This window comes from Paraburkholderia sediminicola (assembly GCF_046030555.1).
In the GTDB taxonomy this organism is placed as follows: Bacteria; Pseudomonadota; Gammaproteobacteria; order Burkholderiales; family Burkholderiaceae; genus Paraburkholderia; species Paraburkholderia sediminicola_E.
Genome location: NZ_JAQQCH010000005.1, coordinates 337,709 through 363,764 on the forward strand (window position 1 = coordinate 337,709; position 26,056 = coordinate 363,764).

The 26,056-nt window shown below is 61.6% G+C and carries 25 protein-coding genes, 1 tRNA gene and 1 pseudogene; 15 read left to right on the forward strand and 12 right to left on the reverse strand.

Annotated elements, in window-relative coordinates:
* The first annotated feature begins 168 nt into the window (after positions 1–168).
* From PQQ52_RS10820 to PQQ52_RS10830, 3 genes are all read left to right on the forward strand, one after another.
* Positions 169–1,335 carry an HPP family protein gene (locus PQQ52_RS10820; RefSeq protein ID WP_408210252.1) on the forward strand — a complete coding sequence of 389 codons (1,167 nt, stop codon included), beginning with the start codon at positions 169–171 and terminating at the stop codon, positions 1,333–1,335.
* A 96-nt stretch (positions 1,336–1,431) separates the two neighbouring features.
* Positions 1,432–1,848, forward strand: a complete 417-nt coding sequence (locus tag PQQ52_RS10825; RefSeq protein WP_408210255.1) for a MarR family winged helix-turn-helix transcriptional regulator — start codon at positions 1,432–1,434, stop codon at positions 1,846–1,848.
* Positions 1,849–1,850: 2 nt separating this feature from the next.
* Positions 1,851–3,647, forward strand: a complete 1,797-nt coding sequence (locus PQQ52_RS10830; RefSeq protein WP_408210258.1) for a chloride channel protein — start codon at positions 1,851–1,853, stop codon at positions 3,645–3,647.
* Between the two features lie 61 nt (positions 3,648–3,708).
* Here PQQ52_RS10830 and PQQ52_RS10835 read toward each other — a convergent pair whose 3' ends face one another.
* The 4 genes from PQQ52_RS10835 to PQQ52_RS10850 all read right to left on the reverse strand — a co-directional run bounded on the left by PQQ52_RS10835 (position 3,709) and on the right by PQQ52_RS10850 (position 7,662).
* A complete protein-coding gene (locus tag PQQ52_RS10835; RefSeq protein WP_408210260.1) occupies positions 3,709–3,936 on the reverse strand; it encodes a hypothetical protein in 228 nt (75 codons plus the stop codon).
* A gap of 185 nt (positions 3,937–4,121) precedes the next feature.
* A complete protein-coding gene (locus tag PQQ52_RS10840; RefSeq protein ID WP_408210263.1) occupies positions 4,122–5,210 on the reverse strand; it encodes a porin in 1,089 nt (362 codons plus the stop codon).
* Positions 5,211–5,327: 117 nt separating this feature from the next.
* Positions 5,328–6,629: a dicarboxylate/amino acid:cation symporter gene (locus PQQ52_RS10845; protein ID WP_408210266.1), complete on the reverse strand. Its 1,302-nt coding sequence runs from the start codon at positions 6,627–6,629 to the stop codon at positions 5,328–5,330.
* Positions 6,630–6,798: 169 nt separating this feature from the next.
* Entirely contained in the window at positions 6,799–7,662 is an 864-nt protein-coding gene (locus PQQ52_RS10850; RefSeq protein ID WP_408210269.1) for an amidohydrolase family protein, read from the reverse strand.
* 132 nt (positions 7,663–7,794) lie between these two features.
* Between PQQ52_RS10850 and PQQ52_RS10855 the strand changes: the two genes are divergently transcribed.
* The 5 genes and pseudogenes from PQQ52_RS10855 (at position 7,795) to PQQ52_RS10875 (ending at position 11,213) form a co-directional block, all read left to right on the forward strand.
* Complete coding sequence (locus PQQ52_RS10855) at positions 7,795–8,718, forward strand: LysR family transcriptional regulator (protein WP_408210272.1); 924 nt, start codon at positions 7,795–7,797, stop codon at positions 8,716–8,718.
* Positions 8,719–8,747: 29 nt separating this feature from the next.
* Positions 8,748–9,737: pseudogene (locus PQQ52_RS10860) on the forward strand (LysR family transcriptional regulator); the annotation flags it as partial.
* 23 nt (positions 9,738–9,760) lie between these two features.
* Entirely contained in the window at positions 9,761–10,237 is a 477-nt protein-coding gene (locus PQQ52_RS10865) for a cation:dicarboxylate symporter family transporter (RefSeq protein WP_408210338.1), read from the forward strand.
* A gap of 72 nt (positions 10,238–10,309) precedes the next feature.
* Positions 10,310–10,984, forward strand: coding sequence for an NAD(P)-binding domain-containing protein (locus PQQ52_RS10870; RefSeq protein ID WP_408210274.1), 675 nt, complete (start codon positions 10,310–10,312; stop codon positions 10,982–10,984).
* Positions 10,971–11,213 (forward strand): DUF1932 domain-containing protein, encoded by a 243-nt coding sequence (locus tag PQQ52_RS10875; protein ID WP_408210277.1) that lies wholly within the window; start codon positions 10,971–10,973, stop codon positions 11,211–11,213. Before PQQ52_RS10870 ends, PQQ52_RS10875 begins: the two co-directional genes overlap by 14 nt.
* 33 nt (positions 11,214–11,246) lie before the next feature.
* Here the strand turns inward: PQQ52_RS10875 and PQQ52_RS10880 are convergent, their stop codons facing one another.
* The 7 genes from PQQ52_RS10880 to PQQ52_RS10910 form a co-directional block, all read right to left on the reverse strand.
* A complete protein-coding gene (locus PQQ52_RS10880) occupies positions 11,247–11,933 on the reverse strand; it encodes a hypothetical protein (protein WP_408210280.1) in 687 nt (228 codons plus the stop codon).
* The gene (locus PQQ52_RS10885; RefSeq protein ID WP_408210283.1) at positions 11,930–13,336 is read right to left on the reverse strand and encodes a selenium-binding protein SBP56-related protein; all 1,407 of its coding nucleotides are present in this window, start codon (positions 13,334–13,336) and stop codon (positions 11,930–11,932) included. The genes PQQ52_RS10880 and PQQ52_RS10885 overlap by 4 nt, the downstream gene beginning before the upstream one ends.
* A gap of 260 nt (positions 13,337–13,596) precedes the next feature.
* The gene (locus tag PQQ52_RS10890) at positions 13,597–14,475 is read right to left on the reverse strand and encodes an ABC transporter permease (protein WP_408210286.1); all 879 of its coding nucleotides are present in this window, start codon (positions 14,473–14,475) and stop codon (positions 13,597–13,599) included.
* Complete coding sequence (locus PQQ52_RS10895; protein ID WP_408210289.1) at positions 14,472–15,302, reverse strand: ABC transporter ATP-binding protein; 831 nt, start codon at positions 15,300–15,302, stop codon at positions 14,472–14,474. The genes PQQ52_RS10890 and PQQ52_RS10895 overlap by 4 nt, the downstream gene beginning before the upstream one ends.
* Positions 15,303–15,372: 70 nt before the next feature.
* Complete coding sequence (locus tag PQQ52_RS10900) at positions 15,373–16,425, reverse strand: ABC transporter substrate-binding protein (RefSeq protein ID WP_408210292.1); 1,053 nt, start codon at positions 16,423–16,425, stop codon at positions 15,373–15,375.
* Positions 16,426–16,474: 49 nt separating this feature from the next.
* Positions 16,475–17,383, reverse strand: coding sequence for a TauD/TfdA dioxygenase family protein (locus PQQ52_RS10905; protein WP_408210294.1), 909 nt, complete (start codon positions 17,381–17,383; stop codon positions 16,475–16,477).
* 418 nt (positions 17,384–17,801) lie between these two features.
* Positions 17,802–17,886, reverse strand: a tRNA-Leu gene (locus tag PQQ52_RS10910).
* A gap of 183 nt (positions 17,887–18,069) precedes the next feature.
* Here PQQ52_RS10910 and PQQ52_RS10915 point away from each other — a divergent pair.
* The 6 genes from PQQ52_RS10915 (at position 18,070) to PQQ52_RS10940 (ending at position 24,069) form a co-directional block, all read left to right on the forward strand.
* Entirely contained in the window at positions 18,070–19,152 is a 1,083-nt protein-coding gene (locus PQQ52_RS10915) for a LacI family DNA-binding transcriptional regulator (protein WP_408210297.1), read from the forward strand.
* Positions 19,153–19,305: 153 nt separating this feature from the next.
* Positions 19,306–20,385: an ABC transporter substrate-binding protein gene (locus tag PQQ52_RS10920; protein ID WP_408210300.1), complete on the forward strand. Its 1,080-nt coding sequence runs from the start codon at positions 19,306–19,308 to the stop codon at positions 20,383–20,385.
* Positions 20,382–21,206, forward strand: coding sequence for an ABC transporter permease (locus PQQ52_RS10925; RefSeq protein ID WP_408210302.1), 825 nt, complete (start codon positions 20,382–20,384; stop codon positions 21,204–21,206). The genes PQQ52_RS10920 and PQQ52_RS10925 overlap by 4 nt, the downstream gene beginning before the upstream one ends.
* A gap of 32 nt (positions 21,207–21,238) precedes the next feature.
* A complete protein-coding gene (locus PQQ52_RS10930) occupies positions 21,239–22,153 on the forward strand; it encodes an ABC transporter permease (RefSeq protein ID WP_408210341.1) in 915 nt (304 codons plus the stop codon).
* The gene (locus tag PQQ52_RS10935) at positions 22,150–23,196 is read left to right on the forward strand and encodes an ABC transporter ATP-binding protein (RefSeq protein ID WP_408210305.1); all 1,047 of its coding nucleotides are present in this window, start codon (positions 22,150–22,152) and stop codon (positions 23,194–23,196) included. The genes PQQ52_RS10930 and PQQ52_RS10935 overlap by 4 nt, the downstream gene beginning before the upstream one ends.
* Before the next feature lie 45 nt (positions 23,197–23,241).
* Positions 23,242–24,069 (forward strand): phosphodiesterase, encoded by an 828-nt coding sequence (locus tag PQQ52_RS10940; RefSeq protein WP_408210308.1) that lies wholly within the window; start codon positions 23,242–23,244, stop codon positions 24,067–24,069.
* A gap of 13 nt (positions 24,070–24,082) precedes the next feature.
* Here PQQ52_RS10940 and PQQ52_RS10945 read toward each other — a convergent pair whose 3' ends face one another.
* Positions 24,083–24,568 (reverse strand): DUF2569 domain-containing protein, encoded by a 486-nt coding sequence (locus tag PQQ52_RS10945; RefSeq protein ID WP_408210310.1) that lies wholly within the window; start codon positions 24,566–24,568, stop codon positions 24,083–24,085.
* A 192-nt stretch (positions 24,569–24,760) separates the two neighbouring features.
* Here PQQ52_RS10945 and PQQ52_RS10950 point away from each other — a divergent pair, with 192 nt between their 5' ends.
* Positions 24,761–25,960, forward strand: a complete 1,200-nt coding sequence (locus PQQ52_RS10950) for an MFS transporter (protein ID WP_408210312.1) — start codon at positions 24,761–24,763, stop codon at positions 25,958–25,960.
* The last annotated feature ends 96 nt before the right edge of the window (positions 25,961–26,056 follow it).

The following is a 26,056-nucleotide window of genomic DNA, read 5'->3' on the forward strand; positions in this document are numbered from 1 at the left end:
GGCGACAAAGTTGGCAAATGGTTTCACATGCACAGCAGGCAGCGGAAATCGCGAGGTTATATCACAATGCCATATAATAATGGCGATTGTCTATTTCGTGTCGCGACGGTTCCCCCTTAAGGTCATGACCTCGCGATTGACTTCGTCCAACCTTCTTTTGGTCAAATCTTGTCCCGCTCCACCGCACTCAGCTGGATTTCCAGCTTTATCCCAGCCCCAATTGCCGTTAAATGGCAGGAGCGTTGGCGATCCTGCCTCGGTGCACTGCTCGGCATTGCGTTCACCGGCGGCTCGATGCATCTCCTGCTCGGGTCCGCGGCGAACATTCCGCTTCTCGTCGCACCAATGGGCGCATCCGCGGTATTACTGTTTGCGGTGCCGGCCAGTCCGCTCGCGCAGCCATGGTCCATCGTCGGCGGCAACCTGGTTTCCGCAACGATTGGCGTGACCTGCGCAAGCCTGATTGCGGATCCGATCCTGGCATCGGCGCTCGCGGCCGCGCTCTCGATCGGCGGAATGTTCGCGCTTCGGTGCGTTCATCCGCCTTCGGGTGCCGTCGCGCTGACGGCCGTGCTGGGCGGCCCCGCCGTCCATGCGTTGGGCTACGCTTTCGTGCTTGAGCCCATTGCCGTGCAGTCGCTTGCGCTACTCTGCGCCGCAATCGTCTATCACGTGGCTACCGGCCATCGCTATCCGCACGCCGGCCGGCAAAACCAGGGTAATCCCAGCACAACTGCCGAACAGGCGTCGCGTTCGGGCTTCACCCGAGCGGATCTGGAAACGGTTCTGAAAAGGCGCAGCGAAATGCTGGACATCGATCCGGACGACCTCGAATCGTTGCTGCGCGAGACGCAGCTTCAGGCCTTTTCGCGGACCTTTAACGAACTGACGTGCGAGGACATCATGTCGCGTCACGTCGTCACGCTGGCGCCGGACACCCGGGCTGCGGCCGCGTGGGGTCTGCTCAAACGTAATCGCGTAAAAGCCCTGCCTGTCACCGATCCGGCGCACAAGCTCGTGGGTATCGTGACCCGGGCGGATCTGATCGATAAGCGAACATTCGGGAAGTTGTCCTCTGTTACCAGTTACGTCGATGGCTGGCTTCGCCGTGATCCACTCTCCACGCCAAATGTCGGCTCCGTGATGAGTACCGAAGTCTGCACGGTCGACGCGGCTTCGCCAATCACCGAACTCGTGCCCATGTTCGCGAACTACGGCCACCATCACATTCCGGTACTCGATGCTGCCGGCCAGGTCGTGGGCATGATTACGCAGGTGGACCTGATCTCCGGCCTGTATCGTCAGACGTTCGCCAAAGACAATCAGACTGTATAACGACGACCCCCGCAGATGCGGCGGGTACGGCCGGCTCGCAACCATTTATATCATCTCATGATATAATTATCGTTTTTACGCTGACAGATACACCCAATGAAAGAACGGACTCGCGGGCTGAGCAAGGCCAACTTCGAGCAGTTGTCGGAGTTTCGTTACCAGATGCGGCGCTTTGAACGGTTCTCGGAGCAGGCCGCCCAAAGCGAGGGCATCACGCCGCTCCAGTATTTGCTGCTGCTGCACATCAAGGGATATCCGGAACGCGACTGGGCAACCGTCGGCGAACTGGCGGAGCGACTTCAGGCCCAGCATCACGGTGTCGTCGCGCTGGTATCGCGTTGTGAAGCACTCAGTCTGGTCCGCCGTCAGGTCAGTGAGGCCGACCGCCGTCAGGTTGAGGTCCATCTGGAGAAAGCGGGTGAAAAGGTACTTGCAAAACTGGCGGAACTGCACCGTGCCGAGCTGAAATCGCTCGAGGGTGCTTTCCAGGTTCCACAGATCGACTTCGAGTAATTATGAGCACCGATTCTCATAAGCGCGATTTTTCAACTAATACGCGCCTGCCTGGCATTTTCGTACTGGCTGCATGCATCGGCGCAATCAGCACCCTTGCCGCATTTGTATTACTGAATCTGATCCATCTGTTCACCAATCTGTTTTTCTTCGGAATCCTCTCGTTCGAGGATCGCTCGCCCGCCCACAACGCACTCGGTGCATGGGTCATCCTCGTGCCGGTGGCGGGTGGTTTGATCGTCGGCCTGATGGCGCGGTACGGCTCCGAAAAAATCCGCGGACATGGCATTCCGGAAGCGATTGAAGCGATCCTGTTTGGAAAGAGCAAGATGTCGCCGAAAATCGCCGTGCTCAAACCGCTGTCGTCGGGCATCGTGATCGGCAGCGGCGGCCCGTTCGGCGCTGAAGGGCCGATCATCATGACGGGCGGAGCACTCGGCTCGCTGATCGCACAATGTGTGAAGGTGACCTCGGCGGAGCGCAAAACGCTGCTGGTCGCCGGCGCCGCTGCGGGCATGACCGCTGTGTTCGGCACACCGGTGGCCGCAGTACTGCTCGCTGTCGAACTGCTGCTTTTCGAATGGCGGCCGCGCAGCTTCCTGCCTGTCGCACTCGCCTGTGCTGTCGCCGGTTTCGCGCGCGCCGCGTTTTTTGGCACGGGACCGTTGTTCCCGCTGGAAACGGGAGCGCCTGACGGCTGGTCGCTCATTTCCTGCGTCATTGCCGGACTGCTGTCCGGCGCGCTGGCTTCGGGCCTCTCGGCCGCCTTGTACAAGACGGAAGATCTATTCGGCAAGTTGCCGATTCACTGGATGTGGTGGCCCGCGCTCGGCGGTGTCATCGTCGGCATTGGCGGGTTCATCGAGCCACGCGCACTCGGCGTCGGCTACGACGTGATCGGCGATCTGCTTCACCAGAATATCGCCTTGCAAATTGCGCTCGCGTTACTGGCCGTCAAGGCTGTCATGTGGGTCGTTGCGCTTGGTTCGGGAACCTCTGGCGGCGTGCTCGCACCGCTGCTGATGCTCGGCGCCGGACTCGGGACCGTACTTGCCCACTTTCTGCCCGGCAATCAACCGGCGCTGTGGCCGCTCGTCTGCATGGCTGCAACCCTCGGTGCGACCCTCGGCGCGCCTTTGACGGCGATCGTATTCGCATTCGGCCTCACGCACGACAGCAATGCGCTGCTGCCGCTTCTGACCGCAACACTGGTTGCGCACGGATTCTCGACGGTAGTGATGCGTCGCTCGATCATGACGGAAAAAATCGCGCGACGCGGCTATCACATCTATCGGGAGTATGGCGTTGACCCGCTGGAGCGCCACTATGTCGACGAGGTCATGACGCCGTCGGTCGAATCGATCGATGCCGTCATGACGGTTGCCGATGCACTGACAACGTACTTTGGCGAGACACAGACACGCCGTGCCTACCCGGTGGTACAAGATGGCGCGGTGCTTGGCATGATCGACCGGATGTTCCTTCAACAGCTGTGTCAGGATGACTCGGGACTCAAAGCCCGTCTGAGTCTGGCCGACGTGCTGCGGCAACGGCCCCCCGCTTTTGCTTTGCCCGACGAAACCTGCCGGCTCGTTGCTACGAGGTTGGCAGTACAGGGTCTGGAACGTTTGCCTGTCGTCGCTGACCGGGAGACGATGCGCCTGGTTGGGATCGTGTCACGCAGCGATCTGATCAAGCCGTCGCTCAGCCATTTTGAAGAAGAGCATAAGAAGGAGCGCTTCCGGCGCATTACGCCAGCCCTTCGAAAGCGACGCTTTGCTCCTCGCAAGGCAGTCTGAGATAACGGACCGGCAGCGCCAAAGACCTGCCGGTCCGTCTGAAATCAACCAGGTAGCGGCCTCAGTCTGCTTCGGTTGCTGGTTCGTAGATGTTGATGAACAGCTGATTTTTCATGGGGAACGCGTTTTTGCCGTCGTCCGTCACGATCCAGTTACCCGGTGCAACAGCCCGCCACCCCTCAGGCGTCAGAACACGCCACAGTCCTTCGTGCATCTCGACCGCAGCATGGTCACCCGGCTTGAACCACTGGATTGCGTCGACGGTGCAATTTCGTTTTCGAAACTTCATTTCTTTTAACTCGTACCTCTCAAACTCCAGCCGTTCCAGACAGATTCCCCGCCGGCTGTTCGTTTTCTCTACGTTGCTTTAGGTAAATTCTAGCGTGATGCCTGCAAGCCGGGTTGGCTGGCGCTGTAGAGATTTGTCGAGTTTTGTTCACCGAGTCTCCGGGTCGGTGTAACAGCAGGGAATCGTCAGAACGTATGCTGCATGCCGACACCGTATGTGCTTCCCGATGGGTTGGCCGTCAGCTTGTCGTAGGAATAGACCGCGTACACATACGTGCGCTTCGACAAAGTATGGTTATAGGCAATGGAACCGGTATTGCGCACATTGCTCTGGTTCGACGGCGCGCTGTGCTTCGTGCGCGCCCATTCGGCGAGGATCGTGTTCGACGGCGACAACGGTACGGAAACCCCTAGCTCATACGTATGTGAGCCGGTCTCAACGTCGTTGTTGCTTGTCATCTGCGCAGCGCCATAGAACTTGATGATCTTTGCATCGTAAGCCGCGCCTGCGAGATAAAGATATTGGCCGCTCGACGGCGCAACCGCTGTCGTTCGTACACGCTGCGCGGAGAACACTGCCGTGAGCGGCCCGTTTGCGTAGGTCAGATGCAAACCGATATTGTCCTTCCCCTGTTGACCCGTCGTGCTGCTGACGCCGTAAATCACGGTGCCGGTGAGACCACCGTAGTTTGGTGAAACGTATTCGACGGCGTTTTGCCAGACCGTGTCGCCGATCTGCGTATTGCTATAGCTCGCGGTATACGACTGCACGATCAACGGCGAAAACACCACCGACGAGCCGAACGGGTTGACGAGCTGCTGGTTGTAATAAGTCGGGTTGGTCTGCTCCCCCACTTTGAACGTGCCATATGCGCCGCTCAGGCCGACATAGGCATTGCGCGAAAACAAACCATCAGTGGTGTTGCGCCCCATCTGTCCCGTGTTCGGTCTGAAAAAACTCTCGAGCGCGAAGATCACGGCATTGCCGCCGCCGAGGTCTTCGCGGCCGCGTATGCCCCAGAACGACGTGGTCATCCCTCCGCCCCCCATCTGCACCGCGCTCGCACGCGTTGTGCTCAGTTTCGAACTGTCGATATACATGCCGATGAGTCCATAGAGCTGCACGAAAGACGATGGCGTCGCCGCTGCGCCAGTTGCCGCCGATGAATCGTCCGCATGCGCGACGCCGACCCCGTTAGCCGCCAACAATGCTGTTGCCACGCAGGCAGCGTTAAGATTTGCGCGCCCGAGCAATCCATTTCTTTTCACTGACATGATGTTTTCGTCTCCAAACCAGTTTGTTGTTTTATGCGCGTGCGCGCCCCCGCTGCGTGCACGCGCCGCGCACGCAGACAGCGAAACACACGAGGGGGTCTTTCGCCGGCTAGCCCGTCATTCGGCGTGACGGCGCGACATTTCGGCGTTCAGTTTCGAACGGTCAAGCTCGTGCTCCCATGCCGACACCACTAGCGTGGCGACACCGTTGCCGATGGTGTTGGCGATTGCGAGCCCCGTTCCCATGAAACGATGAATGCCGAGGATAAGAACCATCCCGGACACCGGAATAATCGGGAACACCAGCAGCGTCGAGGTCAGCATCACAAAGGCCGCGCCAGCCACGCCGCTCGCGCCTTTCGACGTCAGCATCGCCACGCCCACGAGCGTGAGTTCCTGGGTCAAACTGAGCTCGATGTTGAATGCCTGGGCGATGAACAGCACGGCCATCGTCAGGTAGATGTTGGTGCCGTCGAGATTGAACGAGTAGCCGGCTGGAATCACAAGACCCACTACCGACTTCGAACAGCCGAGCCGTTCAAGTTTTTCGAGCATCCGCGGCAGCGCGGCTTCGGACGAACTCGTGCCGAGCACGATCAGGATTTCCTCGCGGATATAGCTCAGAAAGCGCAGGATGCTAAAACCTAGCAGGCGCGAAATCACGCCGAGCACCACCAGCACGAAGAAGACGAGCGTCAGGTAGAACGTGCCGATCAGCTTGAGCAAAGGCAGCACGGCACCGATGCCATAGGTGCCGATCGTGAACGCGATCGATCCGAACGCGCCGATCGCCGCGACCTTCATGATGATGTTAACGATGCCGAAGAACGTCTGCGCGAAGCGGTCGATCATGCGAACCAGGGGCTGGCCGTATTCTCCCGTAGCCGCGAGCGCCGCACCGAACAGCACCGAGACCAGCAGAATCTGCAGGACGTTGCCACTCGAGAATGCGCTGACCACGGTGTCGGGAATGATGTGCATCAGAAACTCGACCGTGTTCTGTTCATGCGCGGCCGTTGCGAATCCGGCGAGTGCTTTGGTGTCGATCGTCGCGGGATTCAGATTGAAGCCGGTGCCGGGATGAAACAGATGTCCGGCGAGAAGCCCGATCACAAGCGACAGCGTCGATACGACTTCGAAATACAGCAGCGCCTTGCCGCCGACACGCCCAACCTTCTTGATGTCGCCCATGCCGGCGATACCGGTGACGACCGTGCAGAAGATGATCGGGCCAATCACCATCTTGACCAGCTTGATGAACGCGTCGCCGAGTGGTTTCATCTGCACGGCGAGCGACGGCGCGAAATGACCGAGCAGCACGCCGAGAAGGATCGCGAGTAACACGTGAAAATAGAGTGCGCGATAGAAGGGTTTCTTCGCGCTGCGCGCAGGGGATGTCATGACGGCGCGGTCGTTCATGACGCCGCTCGCGAATGGGCCGAACGGGCCCCGTGGCAATGCATACCGGTCATTGTTGTCTCCTGATACGAATGGCGCGCGGAAAGCCGGTCGATTCCGGATTTCCGCCTGGCTGCCATTCTTGATGTGGCAGTTCAAAAGTGAATCGTGAATAAAGCAAACGGTTCGCTCAGAATCCGTAAAGCCGTGCCGGGTTCGTGACGAGCAGTTTTTCGCGCAGCGCCGCGTCCGGACAGAAGCGGAACAGCAAATCGACCAGTTCGCCGTCGTTCGGCATGTCCTTGCTGATGTTCGGATGCGGCCAGTCGGTCCCCCACAGCACACGGTCGGGGGCGGCTTCGATCAGCGCGTGCGCGAACGGGATCGCGTCGTCGAACGGACGGCGGCCGGCGGACACGCGCTCGGCGCCACACACCTTGACCCATGCGAGCGGGTTGCGCATCAGTTCCAGAAGCTGCCGGAACGGTTGCTGGTCGACGCCGGCTTCCGCGCGTACACGGCCCATGTGGTCGATCACGAACGGCACCTTGATACGCGCGATCCGCTCGCCATATTGCAGGATGTCTTGCGCGTCGAGATGCAGCACGACGTGCCAGCCAAGACGCTCGATCCGCTCGAGCACCCGGTCGAATACGTCGAGATCGGGCGCCCCGCCCAGATGCGCGACGAAATTGAAGCGCACGCCGCGCACGCCGCGCGCGTCGAGGTCGGCCAATTGTTCGTCGGTCACATCGCCGTCGACGATCGCAACGCCGCGATAGCGCCCATTGCCGCGCGCGATCGCATTCAGCATCGCCGTGTTGTCCGTGCCATGGCAGCTCGCCTGCACAATCACGCCCCGGCTCGCGCCGAGAAAATCGTGCAACGCAACGAGACGCTCAAACGGGGCGTCGGGCGGCGTGTAGCTGCGATCCGGCGCATAAGGAAACCGATCGGCAGGGCCGAATACGTGGCAGTGCGCGTCACACGCGCCGGCAGGAAGGTGTTGAGCGGGTCGAACGGGATGGGAATCGGGCGGCAAGCAGGATTTCATGGAACGTCGTCTCGAAGTCATGCCGCGTGGCGCGGCTTGGTATGGGCTGCATGCATTGTGGCGACGATGATGGATCGGTACAATCGCCATATTGAACTAGCTGATATGTGAATTTCACATGAGTTGCCAACAATGGACCTGAAGCAGCTCGAGGCATTCGTTCACGTCGCTGAACTCGGCAGCTTTACACGTGCCGCGATTACGCTGGACACGAACCAGCCCGCCTTGAGCCGGCTCGTGCGGCACCTGGAAGTGGAATTGCGGCATACGCTGCTCGAGCGGACCGGCCGCGGCGTAACGCTAACGCCGGCAGGCCAGCGGATGCTTGCGCATGCGAAAGGTATCCTGCAGCAGGTGCAACGCGCCTCGCAGGATCTGGACGAGTTGCACGGCGCACCCGGCGGTCATTTCGGCATCGGCATTACCCCCAGCTTCGCGAGAGTCGCCACGCATGAACTCGTCCGTGGCTTTCGTTCCTCCTTTCCCGGGGCGACCATCTCGGTGGCTCAAGGCTTGTCCACCTATCTGATTGAATGGCTGATGATGGGCCGCATCGACGTCGCGGTCCTGTACGACACATTCGATACGCCGCTGATCGACAAGCGCACCATCTTTACCGAAGAACTGTTTCTGATCGGCCCGGACAGTGGCGATACGCTCGCAGAGGGAGCGCGCGAGCCCACGGCAACGATCACGCTGCGAGAAATCGTGCGCTACCCGCTCATCATCCCTGGCCGCATGCACGCGATCAGACGGATGGTCGAGGCGGCTGCCGCGGAACAAGGCGTAAGATTGCGGATCGAACTGGAGGTCGATGCGGTGACCTCGATTCTCGATCTGGTCAGCGAGGGCATCGGCTATGCGGTGCTATCGCTCAATGCGACTAGTAGCGACGCGCTCAAGCGGCGCTTCCAGGTGATCCGCATTACCGAGCCGACGTTGTTTAGCCGTCTTGCGATTGCAACCAGTAGCAAGCACACGCTGTCACAACTTGCCATCCAGGCGATCGCCATGCTCGAATCGAAAATATTGCCGCTCTACGGCACCGCGGCCTGACCCTGCGTTTATTTCGCGCGTCCGCTCTCTTGGCCAACCCGACACCCCCGACCGCCGAACTTCTCAATCTCGCCCAACTGCGTGTGTTCACTATCGTCGTTGAACACGGCAGTGCAAGCCGGGCAGCGGCGCTGCTCTTTCGCACGCAATCAGCCGTGACGCGTTCCGTGCGGGAGCTTGAAGAAACACTCGGCGAACGGCTACTGGAACGCCGGCCATCGGGCATGCTGCCCACTCGGTTGGGCGTACCGTCGACGAACGCAGCCGGCGCATTTTCGCGGAATTGCATGCACTCGCGCAATGGTGCGCGACGCGCCAGGCGCGCGCACGCGCCTTCACTTCCGGCTCGCTTCCGTCCTACTTGCTGAACACCCGGCGCTTGCAGTTGTTCGTGGCTCTCGTGCACCATCAGCACATGCCAAGCGCGGCGCAGGCGCTTGGCGTCAGCCGGCCGTCAGCAGCGCAGTGCGGATTCTTGAGAATGGCGCGGATATCACGCTGTTTCATCGCACGGCGCGAGGCGTACAACTCACCCGCGAGGGCGAAGTTTTCGCTCTGCACGTGCGGCGCGCCCTCAACGAACTGCGCCATATCCCGGACGATATCGCCGCCGTGCGCGGCAGTATCCGCGGTCATGCTGCGGTCGGCGCATTACCGTTCAGCCGCACCTTGATCCTTCCAGAAGCGGTAGCGCGTGTCAGGCGCGCCTTTCCCGGTGTACGCATTACCACCAACGAAAGCGCCTACGAGACGCTCGTGGCGAGGCTGCGCGCCGGCGACATCGACTTCATTCTCGGCGCCCTGCGTCCCACCGATGCCGCCAGCGGGCTGCATGCGGAGCCGCTGATGTCCGCCGACATGGTCGTGCTCGCGCGCGCGGACCACCCGCTCGCCGGCAAGCGGGGACTCAAGCTACAGCAATTGGCTGACACAGAGTGGGTTTTACCGCGCAACAGACGCCGGCGCGTTCGATTCTCGATGCGCTATTCGTGAGATTCTCGCCACGGGCACGGCTGCCAGCGAAGTCGCGCTTCCCCGTCTCATCACCAGGCTCGAACAGGCGGGCTGTGACGAAGCGGTAGTCGGGTTCGTGCTGCCGGCAGGTTATAGCTTCAATATTGACGGCGCCTGCCTGTATATGGCGTGCGGAGTCGGCTTCATTTCGCAGGCGACCGATACCCCGCTTTCGCTCTCGCAGCAGCTGGCCTTACTCGCGGTCATGCTGCTTACGTCGAAGGGCGGCGCCGGCGCGGCCGGTGGCGCGCTGGTCAAACTGGCGGCCACCTTGCAGTCTTCGCACGCGCTGCCGTTGTCGGGCGTGGGTCTGCTATTCGGCATCGATCGTGTGCTCGCGATCGCCACGTCGACGACCAACGTGATCGGCAACTCGGTCGCGGTGCTCGTGCTGTCGAAATGGGAGCGCATGTTCGACCAGCAGAAATTCGACGCCTACATGAGCGGCCGTCACGCGCCGCCAGCCGGATCGGTGGCAGTCCGGGCAAGCGAACATCCGCATTGAGGTCGCGACGCAAAGCACGGCGCGCCTTAACCTCAAGTTGTCTTTCCCCACCCTTATTCGCAGAGAACCAGCATGGATCAGAATCTCACTCAGCCTACTGGCCGCATCGCAATCATCGGCTTCGGAGAAGTGGGGCCTATCTTCGGTCGCGCATTGACCGCGGCCGGCCATGAAGTATCCATCTTCGACATCAAGCTGCAAGATGTGGCCACGCGCTCGACGATCGCGCTGCGGGCCTACGAAAGCAACGTTCACGTGGCCGACGATCTCCCGGCGGCACTGCGCGATGCTCAGCTCATTTTCTCCGCGGTCACAGCGAGCCAGGCGGAAGCGGTCGCGACAACTTCAGCGCAATATCTGACGAGCGGCCAGATCTTCGTCGACCTCAATTCAGTTTCGCCTGCGGTCAAGCAGCGCAACTGCCAGCAGATCGAGCGCAATGGCGCCGACTACGTGGAAGCCGCGGTGATGGCGCCGGTTCCGCCGCACGGCATACAGGTGCCGATGCTGTTAGGCGGGCGACTCGCCGCGCCAACGGCAGACCGTCTCAATGCTTTGGGAATGCGCACGGAAGCCGTGGCGCAGGAAGTCGGCCTCGCGTCAGCCATCAAGCTATGCCGCAGCATCATGATCAAGGGGCATGGAGGCGCTCTGCGTTCAGTCGATGCTGGCGGCCCGACACTTCGACGTCGACGGCCGCGTGCTGGCATCGCTCGCGGCAAGCTTTCCGGGCGTGGGCTGGGATAAGGGCTACGAGGCGTATCTGATCGGTCGCGTGGTCGAACACGGGCAACGGCGCGCCGAAGAGATGCGCGAGGCCGCATTGATGCTGGACGCCTTAGGGATGTCGAGTGCGCTCGCAAGCGCTGTTGCCGACGTTCAACAGGACCTGGCGACGTGCGGCGCGCCCCTGGTCGAAGCACTGGATCCGAAGGGAAGCCTTCCGGAGTGGAGAGACCTGCTCGGGCCCGCCTAGTTCGATCAGCGCCACGTCGACGCAAGCCCGCTGCTATCCCCCTTCGCCGCCTGGTGCCACGGTATTGAACACCAATGAGAGCGTGCCCACCAGAATGAGACTCGATGCCCAGACTGCGTCCAGATTGAACCAGCTCCGTGACACGAACTTCAGCCCCAGGTAGCGGTAGACCCACCAGGCGAGCAGTCCGCCGACCACGATCATGGCGGTAGCGTGGACGCCGGAGACCAGCAGCGCCATGCCCAGATTGGCGCCGATCAGGGCCTGCGCGGCCTGATGACCTTGATCCATGTCGTAGGACCGGCAAAGACCGAGGTAGATCGGCACAAGCATCAGTCCTGCGCCGTGCGCGATGGCAACGGCGAAGGACCAGAGCGCGAGCCGCGACGGTGGGATCCGCGCGAGTACACGCGGATGGCGCCGCCAGATCAGAAGGCAGGCACCAAAACCCATGACCAGCACACTCGCGCCGATCTGGATCGCGCGCTGCCAGGCGAGCAGGATCGCAAGCATGGCGAAGGGCACCATGACCACGAACATGGCCAACACGTGCCCCGCCGCGAGGTATAAGAGCGCGGAGAACAGCGCCCGTGCCCGTTTCTCCATCAGCCCGCTGGACACGGCGAGCGGCCATCCCATTGCCGGGTTGAGCCCGTGATAGAGACCACTCGCCACGACGGCCAACCAGAGGCCGGCCTGCGGCCAGCCGCCGCCAATCAAGTCCCCACCGACGGGTAGCAGAACGAATCGGTCGAGCAGTCGCCCCCTTCGAGGCGGATCTGGTGAGCCCGGTATCCGTCGGGAAAGGCCACCCAGTAGTCGTCGGCCAGCGCGAGGCCACCGCCAGGTTCAGCCCGGGCCATGACCTGTGCCGCCGGCACGCCGTCCGGGTAGAACTGGTTGTCCCAGGTCGAGTAGAGCGAGTTAGTCCAATAGACCCGCTTCCCGTCGCGGCTGATCTCGACCATCTGCGGGCCACCCGCAAAAATTTTACCGTTCGGATGAGGCGTGCGCCGCACGATCCCGCCGATGTGGACCGATCCCGTGAGCTTCGGTTTCCTGGGTTCCGTCACGTCGTACTGGCGCATCTCGCCGGTTCCCCAGCAGGCGACATACAGGAATTTGTCGTCGATGGAGAGATCGATATCGGTGACGAGCGGCGGCACCGCGCCGAATCCCTGAAGCAACGGCGGAAGCAATTCCGTGGCTGCGGGCTCGGGCGGAATGGTCGCGGTCTTCTCGATATGGAATTTGCCACCCTCCCGCCACCAGGTCCAGATCGACCCTTCAAGATTCGTCGTGTCCACTACCACGCCGATGAAGCCGTACTCCCGGCTGGGATCGTGCGCAGGCCGCACTTCGAGCGCCATCTGGTGATTCGCGCCAAGATCGATCGTCTGCACGTTGCGCCTTGCCCGCAGATCCCAGAAGTGGATGTGGTGCCCGTACTTGTTCGACAGAAGATCTTCGGGGACGATGCCGTTCTCGAATTGCGGCGGCAACGCCCACTCGCTCGACACCATGTAGTCACGCGGCAGGTTCCACCAGAAATCGTAGTGTTTCTCCTGCAACCCGCGGTCGATCTCCCAGCGGCCGAGCACGTCGAAAGTCTCGCAGTCCATGATGAAAATGCCCGGGGGGCCATCGGTGCCATCCTTCCCCCCGCCACCGAGCGTGCTCACGTAGATCCCTTCAGGTCCGCAATGAACGGTGTGCGGACGCGAGTAGCCCGTCTTGCGGAAGATTTCTTCAGGTTCGATGATTTTGTGGATTCGCGCCTGGGTTGGATGGGGTTGGGTGTCGACGATGTAGATGCGCGAGGAGCGCATCCCCGGAATGATCAGATAGCGCCGTTCGAGGAAGGCGTGGCCGGTCAGCGGCGACAGTGACGATGAGCAGGCATTCCATCCGAAATGGTGGAATTCGTCTCCCTTGTTCGGCACCGGCACGGTGTGAACCACCTGGCTGTAGGTCGGCGATCCGGGCTTCACGTCGACGACGGCGAGCGCGTCGGGCTGCGAGAAATCGGGGCTGAGCAGCAACGTGTAGGCAAAGTCTTCCACAGGCGCATCCATCGCGAGTTTCGGCGATGCGTGGAATGTGGGATCTGGGCGCATACGCATGACGGGACGCTCCTTATCTATCTGGTTCAGGGCCCAAGGCGCTCGTCTATTCACGGTCCCCAACGGTTCGCACGCCTTGTTGCGAACCGTCGTCTGTCAATGAGATGCTCAGCGTGCCGGTGGCAGGTCGCGGCGCAGCTTAAGAGTTGTAGTCCAACGTAGCGGCAAGAGCAACCGAGCGTTTCGCCAACTTTGGCGCGCGTCGCATTTCGTCAGGCTTAAGCACTTTCTACACTATGGTGGTCGCGGCCATCGGACCGTTAGTGCTGCACGCCCCAGCGCCGAACGGTCACGCGCTCGAGCGTATCGAACACCAGATGCTCGATCAGCAAGCCAATCACGATTACTGCAGCCAGCCCTGCGAAAACACGATCCGTGTACAACTCGTTGCGATTCTGAAAGATATACCAGCCAAGCCCACCGCTGCCGGAACTCGCTCCGAATACGAGTTCGGCGGCGATCAGCGTGCGCCACGCAAAGGCCCAGCCCACCCGCAAGCCAGCCAGGATCGCGGGTAACGCCGCCGGCACCAGAATCAGCAACACATGGCGTATGCCCGTGAGCCCGTAGTTGCGCCCCGTCATGCGCAACGTCGCCGGCACCGATTGAAAACCGGAGTAGGTGTTCAGCGCCAGCGGCCACAGTACCGAATGGACCAGCACGAACAACAGGCTCCCGGTGCCGAGACCGAACCAGAGCAACGCGAGCGGCAATAGCGCGATGGAAGGCAACGGGTTGAACATCGCCGTCAGCATCGACAGAACATCACGGCCGAGGCGCGTCGAGACGGCAAGCGAGGTCAGCACGAACGCGAGCGCGGCACCGAGCAGATAGCCGCGCAACAGCACGGACATCGACACAGCGGTTTTCTGCAGCAGCTCGCCGGACCACACGCCCTGGACGAACGCGCTGAACGTCGCCCCGAAGGTCGGCAGCAGGAGATCGTTATCGATCATCCGCGCGGCGATTTCCCAGATTGCGATCAACACCAGCGCGATCAACGTCTTGCGCAACCAGCTTTGCGCGTAGATGCGTTTGCCGAGCGGCAGCGGCGCCTCAAGCACGAACTCACCGAGTGGTTCGAGCGAACGCTCGTACTCCTCGCGAACCGGCGGCAACAAGGTGGCGGGGGAACTCATTGCATGGCCTCCGTCTGCTCGAACAACAGGTGATGAATCCGCGCGACGCTGCGCTGAAAATCACTGCGTCCGAAACTATCCTGCGAATACTGATGGCTGTTCAACTCGGCACGCACCCGTCCCGGATGTGGCGACAACAACAGGATACGATTGCCGACCACCAGCGCCTCCTCGATCGAATGCGTCACGAACAGCAGCGTGAAGTTGACTTCCTCCCACAGACGCAGCAGTTCTTCCTGCATTTTGCGGCGAGTGAGCGCATCGAGCGCGGCGAACGGCTCGTCCATCAGTAGCACGCGTGGCTGCATCGCCAGTGCACGGGCGATCGCGACGCGCTGCTTCATACCGCCCGACAACGTATGCGGATAGGCCTTGGCAAATGACGCGAGTCCCACCTTCTCCAGATAATGCAGCGCACGCTCGTTGGCTTCCACGCGCGAAAGCTTCTTCGCGACACGCAACGGAAAGGCGACGTTCTGCAGAACTGTCTTCCACGGCGGTAACTGATCGAACTCCTGAAACACGACGATGCGATCGGCACCGGGTCCTCGCACAGTCTGGCCGTCGAGCGAGATAGTGCCGGAGCTTGGTTCGATAAAGCCGGCCACGGCTTTGAGCAGGGTCGACTTGCCGCAACCCGATGGCCCTAGCAACACGAAGCGGTCGCCGCCGTAGACATCGAAACTCACGTCATGAGTCGCGCGAACGATCCGCTCACGCGTGCGATATTCCAGGTTGACATGCTCGACCGCGAGCAGCCTTTCGCTGGTAGCCGGACCGGCCTGCTGAGTGTGGCCTGGAAACAGCAGCGTGGGATTTGCCACCATCAGATCGCTCCCTGTGAGCTGACCACGCGGGCCGATTTATGTCCGTCGAAGTTCAAGAAGAAAATCATGCTCAACTTCCTGTCGCCGTCGCCGGGTCGTCGAAGAAATAGTCCTTCCATGACTTGGGCTCGTTTTTGATGGCGCCGACGCGATACATGAACTGCGCGAGTCCGAACGTGTTCTGCGGTGCGACCTTGAATTGCACCTGTGGATCCTTGATGACCTTCAGCAGCAGATTACGGTCGATCTTCGACTGATTCGTACGGATATAGATATCAGCTGCGGCGTCGGGATTCGCCGAGATAAAGCGTGCGGCATCCGCCAGCGCATCGACAAATGCGCGGTAGGTCTTCGGATTGTTGTCGCGGAATTTCTCCGTCGCGTACAGGACGGTTGCCGAGCTCGGGCCACCCAGCACGTCGTACGAATTCAGCACGATGTGCGCCTTTGGATTCCCGGCGAGCTCCTGCTCCTGAAACGGCGGATTGCCAAAGTGTCCGGTGATTTCGGTGCCGCCCGCAATGATCGCCGCTGCCGCGTCAGGATGTGGCAGCGCCTGCGTGAACTTGTCGAGGCGGTTGTAATCCTTGTCGCCCCAGCGCTTCGCCGCCGCGTATTGCAGCACGCGCGATTGCACCGACACATTAACCGCCGGCACCGCGATGCGGTCCTTCTCGGTAAAGTCGGCGATCGTCTTGACATTGGGATTGTTGCTGACGAGGTAATACGGCAGATTACCGAGCGACGCCACGCCCTTCACGTTCTGCTTGCCATGCGTGCGGTCCCAGATCGTCAGCAAGGGGCCGACGCCCGCACCGGCGATATCCACCGCGCCGGAGAGCAGCGCGTCGTTGACGGCGGCGCCGCCCGAGAGCTTCACCCAGTCGACCTTGATGTCGAGCCCATGCTTACGCCCTTCTTTCTCGACAAATTGCTGGTCCCGTGCCACGTTCAGCAACAAATAGACGATACCGAACTGTTCGGCCACGCGGATCTGGCCTTCGGCACGGGCGGGCACGGCTGCGCCGAAGCCGGCCGCACCCACTGATAAGGTAAGTAGCGATGCGGTCAAACGACGGGCAAAAGACGACCGAAGAGCGGTCGGGCGAAACCTGGCAAGCATCGGAACTCCGGTCAGCGTGGGATAGTGGTCAAGGCGGGCGGCATTGCCGTCAGAACGGCACGTCGCCTTCAATCGTCGTGCGATACAGTTTGCGGCGCAGATGATCTGGCGTACCGGCTGCAAGATGCATTAGTGAGCGGTTGTCCCAGAACACCATGTCGTGTTCGGCCCATTGATGCCGGTACAGGTGCTCGGGGCGCACGCTATGCGCGAAAATTTCCTCGAGTAATGACTTGCTCTCGTCTTCCGGCAAGCCGATCACACGGGTCGTGAAATGCTCACTGACGAAGAGCGCGCGGCGCCCGGTCTCAGGATGCGTGCGCACGAGCGGCTGCACCACCGGCTTCACTTGGGCGATCTGCTCCGCCGACAGATTCGGCCGCCATGGGCTGCGCTTCTGCAATTCCGCATATTTCGCGAGATACGTGTGCTCCGCCGAACGCCCTTGTACCGCGCTGCGCAAATGTGCCGGCAAGGTTTCCCACGCGAGATGCATGTTGGCGAACAACGTATCGCCGCCTTCCGAAGGCAGTTCCTGCGCGTGCAGCATCGAACCGAGGCTCGGCTTCTCCTTGTAGGACAGATCGGAATGCCAGTAATGACCGGCGTCGCCGAGACCGATCGGCTGGCCGTTCTCGACGATGTTCGAGACGATCAGCACCTCCGGGTAGCCTGGCAACTGGAATTGATGCAGCACGTGAATCTGCAACGGGCCGAAGCGGCGGCTGAAGGCAATCTGCTGATCCGGCGTGATGCGTTGATCGCGAAACACCAGCACGTGATGGTCCAGATGCGCACGGTGGATGCGTGCAAAATCATCCTGATCCAGCGGCTTGCTGAGCTCGAGACCCAGAACTTCCGCGCCGACGGGGCCGTCGAAAGCGCGAATCTCAATGGGCTGGGGCTGATTGGCACGGCCAGCATCGCTGACCGTAGCGGATGAAAAGGCAGTCGTCACAGGAAACTCTTCGTCGAATCTGGTCGGAGGGCGCCGGCGATGGCACAGTCAGCCCAATTTACCCGCGCACACGCGCGACGACAACGAAGCAAATCCGATACGGTTATCTGCTGGAGTGATAAACCCGATGCTTTAACGCGCTGGGGCGGCGCGCGCACTGGGACTGCAACAGCCGAGGCGCGCGATGGGCCGCGATGCTCACGCGAACACTAGCGACGCATGAGCATCGCGGGCATGCGGTGGGCGCTCAGATCGTACGTAGTCAGTCAAGGTGCAAATGGCTGAGTTCGGACAGATACCGCCCGTTACGACCGGCTGCACATCGATAACGCCGGATCATGGGGGAATGGAAAAGCCGAAAAGCCTTATGTCGCAACGAGTTTCCGGATTTTCATCTGGAACTCCTTGGAGGAATGCCTGGTGCCGGGGATCGGACTCGAACCGACAAGCCGTGAGGCGGCGGATTTTAAGTCCGCTATGTTTACCAATTTCATCACCCCGGCAGGGATCAGAACCACGCGTGGACGCGAATTCTACCATTGCCCGGCGAGCGCACCAAACCGGCGCAATCCAGCCGCAGTCCACCCTCACCCTCGCCCCGCAAAGACAAAAACCGGAGTCATCCGCAAGTCACAAACGTTCCCGATAATCCGCTCACGAAAACGTTTACATGATGAGCGGAAACCATGATCCCAACGATCAAAGATGTCGCCGCCCACGCGGGCTTTTCCATCGCCACGGTCTCGCGCGCGATCAACGCGCCGCACACCGTGAACCCGGTCACGCTCGATAAAGTGCGCCAATCCATCGACGCCCTTAACTTCCGCCCCAGCCCGCTAGGCCGACAGCTGCGCGGCGAGCGCACGCGCCTCATCGGCGTGATCCTGCCGACGCTCGCCAATCCCGTGTTCGCCGAATGCCTGCAAGGCATCGACGAGCTCGCCGCGGCGCAAGGCTACCGGCTCATGCTGATGACCACCCAGTACGATGCCGACCGCGAACGCCACGCCATCGAAACGTTGCGCGAACATCGCGTGGAAGGTCTGATCCTGACCGTCGCCGATGCCGACACGCATCCGCTGCTCGACGACCTCGATCGCGCCGGCCTGCTCTACGTGCTGATGCATAACGACACGGTGCGGCGTCCGTCAGTCTCGGTCGATAACCGCCTCGCCGCATTCGATGGCGTACGCACGCTGATCGCGCACGGCCATCGCCGCATCCTGATGCTCGCGGGCACGCTGGCCGCCTCGGACCGCGCCCGTCAGCGGCATCTCGGCTACGTGCAGGCGATGCAGCAGGCAGGCCTCACCCCTGCGCCCGCGCTCGAAGTCGATTTCAACGCCGACGAACTGGCCCCGTCCGTGCTCGCTCATCTGACCAGCGGCCCGAACCGCCCGACCGCCCTCTTCTGCAGCAACGACCTGCTCGCCATGGTCGTAATGCGCGGCCTGCGCCGCGCGCGTCTGCAGATTCCGCACGACATGTCGATTCTCGGCTTCGACGGACTCGCGATGGGCGAATTGCTGTCACCGCCGCTGGCAAGTATCTGCGCGCCGAATCGTGAGATCGGCTGCGCCGCCTGGCAGCGTTTGCTGGCTCGCGTAACCGGCACTTACGAAACGTTAGGTGAAACGTCCCTGACGCTGACGTTGCCGCACAGCCTGCGCGAAGGCGCCACCATCGCGGCGATTTCGAACAGCAGCGAGAAGCCACCGGCGCATGCTTCGGGATCGGCATCAGCATTGATCGAGAGGCCTTTTGTATAAGCCATTGCATGCGTCTTTGCGTGACTCGGTGAACGAACTCACTGCATACGCCATGTGCACAAGCCGTTCGCAATACCTCATTGCCAGGCCGTCGCTCAACCATCTACTTCGAACCCCGAACCACCCGCTCTCTTCCTCTCCAGGAGACCCGCAGTGATCCGCTCTTCAACACGCTTTGCTTCATCCATCAAACCGCTGTGGCGCCGCGTCGCCCGCACCGCGGCTAGCGCGCTCTCGGCCGGCATGATCGTCACCGCGGCACTCGCAGCCCTCGCGCCGCAAGCCGCCCACGCCGACGAAACCGCGATCTGCTACAACTGCCCGCCCGAATGGGCCGACTGGGCGAGCCAGATCAAGGCAATCCAGCAAAAGACCGGCATCCGCGTTCCGTTCGACAACAAGAACTCCGGCCAATCGATTGCGCAACTGATGGCCGAGCAGAAGAGTCCGGTCGCGGACGTGGTGTATCTCGGCGTGTCGTCGGCATTCCAGGCGAAAGACAAAGGCGTGATCCAGCCGTACAAGCCCGCGCATTGGGACGACATCCCCGCGAACATGAAGGATCCGCAAGGCTACTGGTTCACGATCCACTCGGGTACGCTAGGCTTTTTCGTCAACAAGGATGCACTCGAAGGCAAGCCAGTGCCGCGTTCGTGGGCCGACCTGCTGAAGCCTGAGTACAAAGGCATGATCGGCTACCTCGATCCGTCGAGCGCGTTTGTCGGCTATGCAGGCGCGGTCGCGGTGAATCAGGCGCTCGGCGGCACGCTCGATAACTTCGAGCCGGGCCTCGACTGGTTCCGCAAGCTGAAGGCCAATGCACCGATCGTCCCGAAACAGACCGCCTATGCGCGCGTAATGTCCGGTGAAATCCCGATCCTGCTCGACTATGACTTCGACGCCTACCGCGCGAAGTACAAAGATCACGCCAATGTCGAATTCGTAATCCCGAAGGAAGGCACGATCTCGGTACCGTACGTGATGACTCTCGTGAAGGGCGCACCGCATGAAGCGAACGGCAAGAAGGTACTCGACTTCGTGCTGTCAGACGAAGGCCAGAAACTGTGGGCCGAAGCCTATCTGCGTCCGGTGCGCGCGAATGCGATGAGCCCGGAAACCGCCGCCAGGTTCCTGCCCGCAAGCGACTATGCCCGCGCCAAGCCAGTCGATTTCGGCAAAATGGCCGAGAAGCAGTCGAGCTTCGGCGAGCGCTATCTACAGGTGATGCATTGAACGACGTCACGTTCCCGCTGCGCTGGCGCATTGCATTGATCGCGCCGGCGCTGGCGGTTTTCATCGCGTTCTGGCTGCTGCCGATGGGCGTGCTCGCGCAAATCAGCGGCGACGGCCACGCGTTCGCGACTTATCGTGCGATGCTGACGAATCCGCGCTACATGTCGAGCCTCGGCGCGACCGTCGTGTTGTCAGCAGCGGTCACGGCCGCGACCCTGGTGCTCTCGGTAATCGCCGGTTTGTTGCTGGCGCGCCGTGAGTTTCCCCTCAAGCGCACGCTGCTCGCGCTGCTGACGTTTCCGTTGGCATTCCCAGGCGTCGTGGTGGGCTTCATGGTGATCATGCTGGCCGGGCGTCAGGGTCTGATCGGTGCGTTGTCGTTAAAACTAACCGGTGACCGCTGGGTGTTCGCTTACTCGATGAGCGGCCTTTTTCTCGGCTACCTGTACTTTTCGATTCCTCGTGTGATCGTCACGGTAATGGCGTCGGCGACCAAGCTCGATGCATCGCTCGAAGAAGCCGCGCGTTCGCTCGGCGCATCGCCGTGGCGTATCACGCGCGACATCGTCCTGCCCGCGTTGTCGCCAGGTTTGATCGCGGCGGGTGCCGTCTGTTTCGCGACCGCGATGGGCGCCTTCGGCACCGCCTTCACACTGGCCACGGACATCGATGTGCTGCCGATGACCATCTACACCGAGTTTACGTTGAACGCGAACATGGTGACGGCCGCGGGTCTCTCGATCGTGCTCGGCATCGTTACATGGGCCGTGCTGGCGTTCGCTCGCAGCGTGAGCGGCTCGGCTGTCGCGGCAAGCGCATGAGCGGCATGTCCAAACCCGATGACAAGACTTCGATGAATTCCATTAGCGCGCCAACCCAGCACGCCGCCAGCCCGCACGCGCGGCGGCTCAGACTTCCGTCATCACGCACGTGGCTGGCAGCCGGTCAGTGGTTCGTTACGCTGCTGCTGTGCGCGTTTCTGATCGTACCGGTCGTGATGTCGATCATGGCCGGGCTGACAGTCAACTACTTCAAAGGCGTATCGAGCGGACTCACACTGCGTTGGCTCAGCGAAGTGTGGACGCAATATCACGACTCGGTATTTCTCTCGCTCGAAGTGGCTGCTGCGACCTTGCTCATTACGCTGTTGACCGGCGTGCCCGCCGGCTACGTGCTGGCGCGCAGCAAGACGCGGCTCTCGCGCATGATCGAAGAGTTTCTGGTGCTGCCGATCGCCCTGCCCGGCCTCGCTTCCGCGCTCGCGCTGCTGGTGGTCTACGGCGGCTTCACGATGTTTCGGATGAGCGTCGCGTTTATCGTCGTCGGGCATGTGGTGTTCACCTTGCCGTTCATGGTGCGCGCGGTCGCCGCCGTGTGCGCGAGCAGCGATCTGCGTACGCTCGAAGAAGGCGCGGCGAGCCTCGGCGCGAGCTTCTTTCAACGCTTCATCACAATCGTGCTGCCGAATGCGCGGCAGGGGATCGTCGCCGGTGCGCTGGCGGTGCTCACGCTCTCGATCGGCGAATTCAACCTGACGTGGATGCTGCACACGCCCGACACCAAGACGCTGCCGGTCGGTCTCGCCGACACCTATGCATCGTTACGCATCGAGATCGGCAGCGCCTACACGATTCTGTTTTTCATCATGACGATGCCGCTGCTCGTCGCGATGCAATGGCTCGGCGTCGATGCGACCGGCCAGCGCAGCGCGGGGAAAAAGCGCATCGCCGTTTCTCGTTCGAAGCCTACCCCGACGTCCACGCCATGAAACTCGACTCCGTTCCCATCACGCTCACACAATGCGCGAAAACGTTTCGCGGCACACGCGTACTCGAACCGCTCGATCTGCACATTGGCGCCGGTGAGACCCTGGTGTTGCTCGGCCCGTCCGGTTGCGGCAAGACCACCACGCTGCGCATGATCGCGGGCCTCGAGACACCCGACGCCGGCGGCCGCATCGCGTTCGGCGACGAAGACGTCACTGCGCTGCCGATCGAAAAACGCCAGGTCGGCATGGTGTTCCAGAGCTACGCGCTGTTTCCGAACCTGACCGTGCGCGGCAACATCGGCTACGGACTGAAGATCAAACGGGTACCGGCTGACCCCGCACGGCAACGCGTCGATGAACTGCTCGCGATGATGCGCCTCGCCGCGCATGCGGACAAATCCATCGATCAGCTTTCGGGCGGCCAGCGTCAGCGCGTTGCCCTGGCACGTGCACTTGCCGTACAACCTCGCGTGCTGCTGCTCGACGAACCGCTGACCGCGCTCGATGCGCGTTTGCGCGACACCTTGCGCAGCGAGATGAATACGCTGCTGCGCGAGCTGGGCATCACGACCGTCTACGTGACGCACGATCAGGCCGAAGCGATGGAACTTGGCGACCGCATCGTCGTGATGAGCGCGGGTCGGATCGAACAGATCGGATCGCCGCGCGACATCTACTACCGTCCGGCGAATCGCACGGTCGCACAATTCGTCGGCACGATCAACCGGCTGGCCGGAGAGCGGCGCGATGGTCTGCTGACGACGACGGGTGGTGCCGTCCCCCTGCCCTCCGGTCCTGCACACGCAAGCGCGGCACACGAAATTTTCTTCCGCCCAGAAGACGCGACCCTCGCCGACCTGGCCAACGCCCAATTACGCGGCAATATCGAAAGCACGGCATTTCTCGGCGAACGCACCCGGCTGACGATCGGTGGCGCCGCACCGGACGCTTTGCTGATCGACGTTGCGGGCCGGGTAGAACTCGCGCGCGGCACGCCGGTCGGGATTTCGATCGCGCAGGACGCGCTGATTGCGCTATCGTAATGAGGCAGCGCGATGTTTTTAGCGCGCCATAAAAAGGATATCCCCATGCTGCTGGCTCAAATTAGCGACCTGCATATCAAACGACCGGGCGCGCTGGCTTACCGCCGCGTCGACACCGGCGCCTATCTCGTGCGCACTATCGCCGCGCTCAACGCGCTGGAGCCGCGTCCCGATGTTGTGATCATGACCGGCGACCTCGTCGATCAGGGCGATCCGGAACAGTACGAGCACCTCAAGACCCTGCTCGCGCCACTCGAAATTCCCTACTTCCTGCTGGTAGGCAATCACGACGAACGGACTGCGTTACGCGCGGCGTTTCCCGACCGCAACGAATTGCACACGGGTGGCGAGTTCGTGCAATACGCGGTCGACGTCGGACCGCTGCGCGTAATCGCGCTCGATTCGATGGTACCGGGGCAAAGTGCCGGCACTCTGTGCGATGTGCGTCTAGGGTGGCTCGCGGCGCAACTCGATGCGGCACAAGGCCGGCCGACGGTGGTTGCGTTGCATCATCCGCCGTTCGTCTGCGGTATCGGGCATATGGATGAATTGCGGCTCGATCCTGCTGCCGCTGCGAAGCTCGCCGCGTTGATCGCGCGTTACCCGAACGTCGAGCGGGTGATCTGCGGTCATGTGCATCGGCCGATGTTCGTGCGTTTTGGTGGCACAATTGCGTCGGCGGTGCCGGCGCCCGCGCATCAGGTCGGGCTCGACCTGCGCGAAGATGCACCGTCCGCGTTCGTGATGGAGCCGCCCGCTTATGCATTGCATCGCTATGATCCGGCGACGGGCATCGTCACGCATCATGCGTATGTCGACAAAGCCGATGGACCGTATCCGTTTTACGAGCCTGAGGGTGACCTGATCGATTGAGGACGCCGCCGGCTCAGGCGGCGACGAAAGTCTGCTTTACGCGCCGGGACAGTCTGAAATACGGGACCCCGAGCGCGGCGGCGACGACGGCCTGAATGAATCCGTCGAATGGAATGGCGATGTCGATGCCGATGGCGTGGGTCATGTGGTCGCCGAGCAGGTAGGCGATGGTTCGCATAACGACAATGGCCACCAGCCATGCCTGCGCTTGCACCGGAAAACGCGCCGATTTACGCCGCGCGAGCAGCGCCAGCCAGCCCGCGCCGCCAACAATGAACACGCCGGTGATCACGTCGAACCCGACCATGGCGATCACGGTGCGATACCAGCCGTGCGTTTCGGGGCGCACGAACACCGCCAGCAACTCCCATTCGAGCATGAGCTTGAGTGGATCGCGCATCGTGATCGCGGTTGACAGTGCCCATGCGGCGAGGCAGATCAGGACGATGAGCAGCCAGCCGCTGACTCGTCGGGGTTCGGGGTTCGAGCTTGTGATCATGAAATCAGTCACGTGATGGATCTTATTGCGCGTGCCGATTCTACGAACGAAAATCGAACGACCATCTCATTTTGTCTGCGAGGCCTGTGGACGAGTCGCCATGCCACGCCCGTCAGCACGATCCTTCCTGCTCCGGTATGATCGGCACGCTTGAGGACCGCGCATGGGCCGGTCCATCGATAGCCCCCTCTCATGTCCACTTCCGACGCTTCCACTCCCGCTTCCGCCGACCGGTCGTTGCGCGGCTTGCTGCTCCTGCTCGCGACGATTGCCGGCGTGGCGGTCGCAAACATCTATTACAACCAGCCGCTACTGGACAACTTCCGGCAGTCGTTTCCGAACAGCGCGTCGTGGGTCGGCGCGGTACCGGCGGTGACACAGCTCGGCTACGCGGCCGGGATGCTGTTGTTGGCGCCGCTCGGCGACCGCTTTGATCGACGTCGCCTGATCCTGTTGCAGATCGTGGGCATGTGCATCGCGCTGGTGGTCGCGTCCGCGGCGCCGACGCTGTCGGTGCTGATTTTTGCGAGCCTCGCGATCGGCGTGCTCGCTACGATCGCGCAGCAGGCGGTGCCGTTCGCGGCCGAACTCGCGCCGCCAACGGAGCGTGGCCATGCCGTTGGCACGGTGATGAGCGGACTGTTGCTCGGAATTTTGCTGGCGCGGACCGCAGCGGGCATTGTGGCGGAGTACTTCGGCTGGCGTGCGGTGTTCGGCGCCTCGGTCGTCGCGTTGCTGGTACTGGCGGTGGTGATCATCATGCGTCTGCCGAAGAGCAAGCCGACGTCGACCTTGCCGTACGGCAAGCTGCTGGTCTCAATGTGGCATCTGGTGGTGGAGCATCGCGCGCTGCGTGAAGCGTCGCTGACTGGCGCGGCAATGTTCGCGGCGTTCAGCATTTTCTGGTCCGTGCTGGCGTTATTGCTGGCGGGCGCACCGTTTCATTTAGGGCCGCAGGCGGCCGGCTTATTCGGTATCGTCGGTGCGGCGGGAGCGATGGCCGCGCCGCTTGCCGGCAAGTTTTCCGATCGACGCGGGCCGCGGGCGATTATCACGGTATCGATTGTGCTGGTGGCGATTTCGTTTGTTGTTTTCGGCTTGTCGGCGAAGAGCATTGCTGGATTGGTAGTCGGCGTGATCATCCTCGATATCGGCGTGCAGGCGGCGCAGATTTCCAATCAATCGCGGATTTACGCGCTTAAGCCGGAAGCGCGGAGCCGCGTGAATACCGTCTATATGGTGGCTTATTTTATTGGTGGTGCTGTCGGGTCGGGGGTCGGCGCTGTGGTTTGGCCGACCTTTGGGTGGGTGGGGATTAGTGTTGCTGGGGTTGTTTTTGCCGGGCTGGCGGCGTGGAATCATTTGAGGCTTCCAGCCGGGGTTAAAGGTTAGGGGGTTTTGCCTGTTCGGCGATTGTTTTGTCTGGTTGCCTGTGGCGTTGGCCTTTTCTTGATCTGGCTTCTCTGGCCTTTCCTTGATCTGGCTTCT

Coding starts and splice junctions, on each gene's coding strand:
- PQQ52_RS10825 (WP_408210255.1), top strand. CDS start 1,432: ATGAAAGAACGGACTCGCGGGCTGAGCAAGGCCAACTTCGAGCAGTTG.
- PQQ52_RS10830 (WP_408210258.1), top strand. CDS start 1,851: ATGAGCACCGATTCTCATAAGCGCGATTTTTCAACTAATACGCGCCTG.
- PQQ52_RS10835 (WP_408210260.1), bottom strand. CDS start 3,936: ATGAAGTTTCGAAAACGAAATTGCACCGTCGACGCAATCCAGTGGTTC.
- PQQ52_RS10840 (WP_408210263.1), bottom strand. CDS start 5,210: ATGTCAGTGAAAAGAAATGGATTGCTCGGGCGCGCAAATCTTAACGCT.
- PQQ52_RS10845 (WP_408210266.1), bottom strand. CDS start 6,629: ATGAACGACCGCGCCGTCATGACATCCCCTGCGCGCAGCGCGAAGAAA.
- PQQ52_RS10850 (WP_408210269.1), bottom strand. CDS start 7,662: ATGAAATCCTGCTTGCCGCCCGATTCCCATCCCGTTCGACCCGCTCAA.
- PQQ52_RS10855 (WP_408210272.1), top strand. CDS start 7,795: ATGGACCTGAAGCAGCTCGAGGCATTCGTTCACGTCGCTGAACTCGGC.
- PQQ52_RS10870 (WP_408210274.1), top strand. CDS start 10,310: ATGGATCAGAATCTCACTCAGCCTACTGGCCGCATCGCAATCATCGGC.
- PQQ52_RS10885 (WP_408210283.1), bottom strand. CDS start 13,336: ATGCGTATGCGCCCAGATCCCACATTCCACGCATCGCCGAAACTCGCG.
- PQQ52_RS10890 (WP_408210286.1), bottom strand. CDS start 14,475: ATGAGTTCCCCCGCCACCTTGTTGCCGCCGGTTCGCGAGGAGTACGAG.
- PQQ52_RS10895 (WP_408210289.1), bottom strand. CDS start 15,302: ATGGTGGCAAATCCCACGCTGCTGTTTCCAGGCCACACTCAGCAGGCC.
- PQQ52_RS10900 (WP_408210292.1), bottom strand. CDS start 16,425: ATGCTTGCCAGGTTTCGCCCGACCGCTCTTCGGTCGTCTTTTGCCCGT.
- PQQ52_RS10915 (WP_408210297.1), top strand. CDS start 18,070: ATGATCCCAACGATCAAAGATGTCGCCGCCCACGCGGGCTTTTCCATC.
- PQQ52_RS10930 (WP_408210341.1), top strand. CDS start 21,239: ATGAATTCCATTAGCGCGCCAACCCAGCACGCCGCCAGCCCGCACGCG.
- PQQ52_RS10935 (WP_408210305.1), top strand. CDS start 22,150: ATGAAACTCGACTCCGTTCCCATCACGCTCACACAATGCGCGAAAACG.
- PQQ52_RS10940 (WP_408210308.1), top strand. CDS start 23,242: ATGCTGCTGGCTCAAATTAGCGACCTGCATATCAAACGACCGGGCGCG.
- PQQ52_RS10945 (WP_408210310.1), bottom strand. CDS start 24,568: ATGATCACAAGCTCGAACCCCGAACCCCGACGAGTCAGCGGCTGGCTG.
- PQQ52_RS10950 (WP_408210312.1), top strand. CDS start 24,761: ATGTCCACTTCCGACGCTTCCACTCCCGCTTCCGCCGACCGGTCGTTG.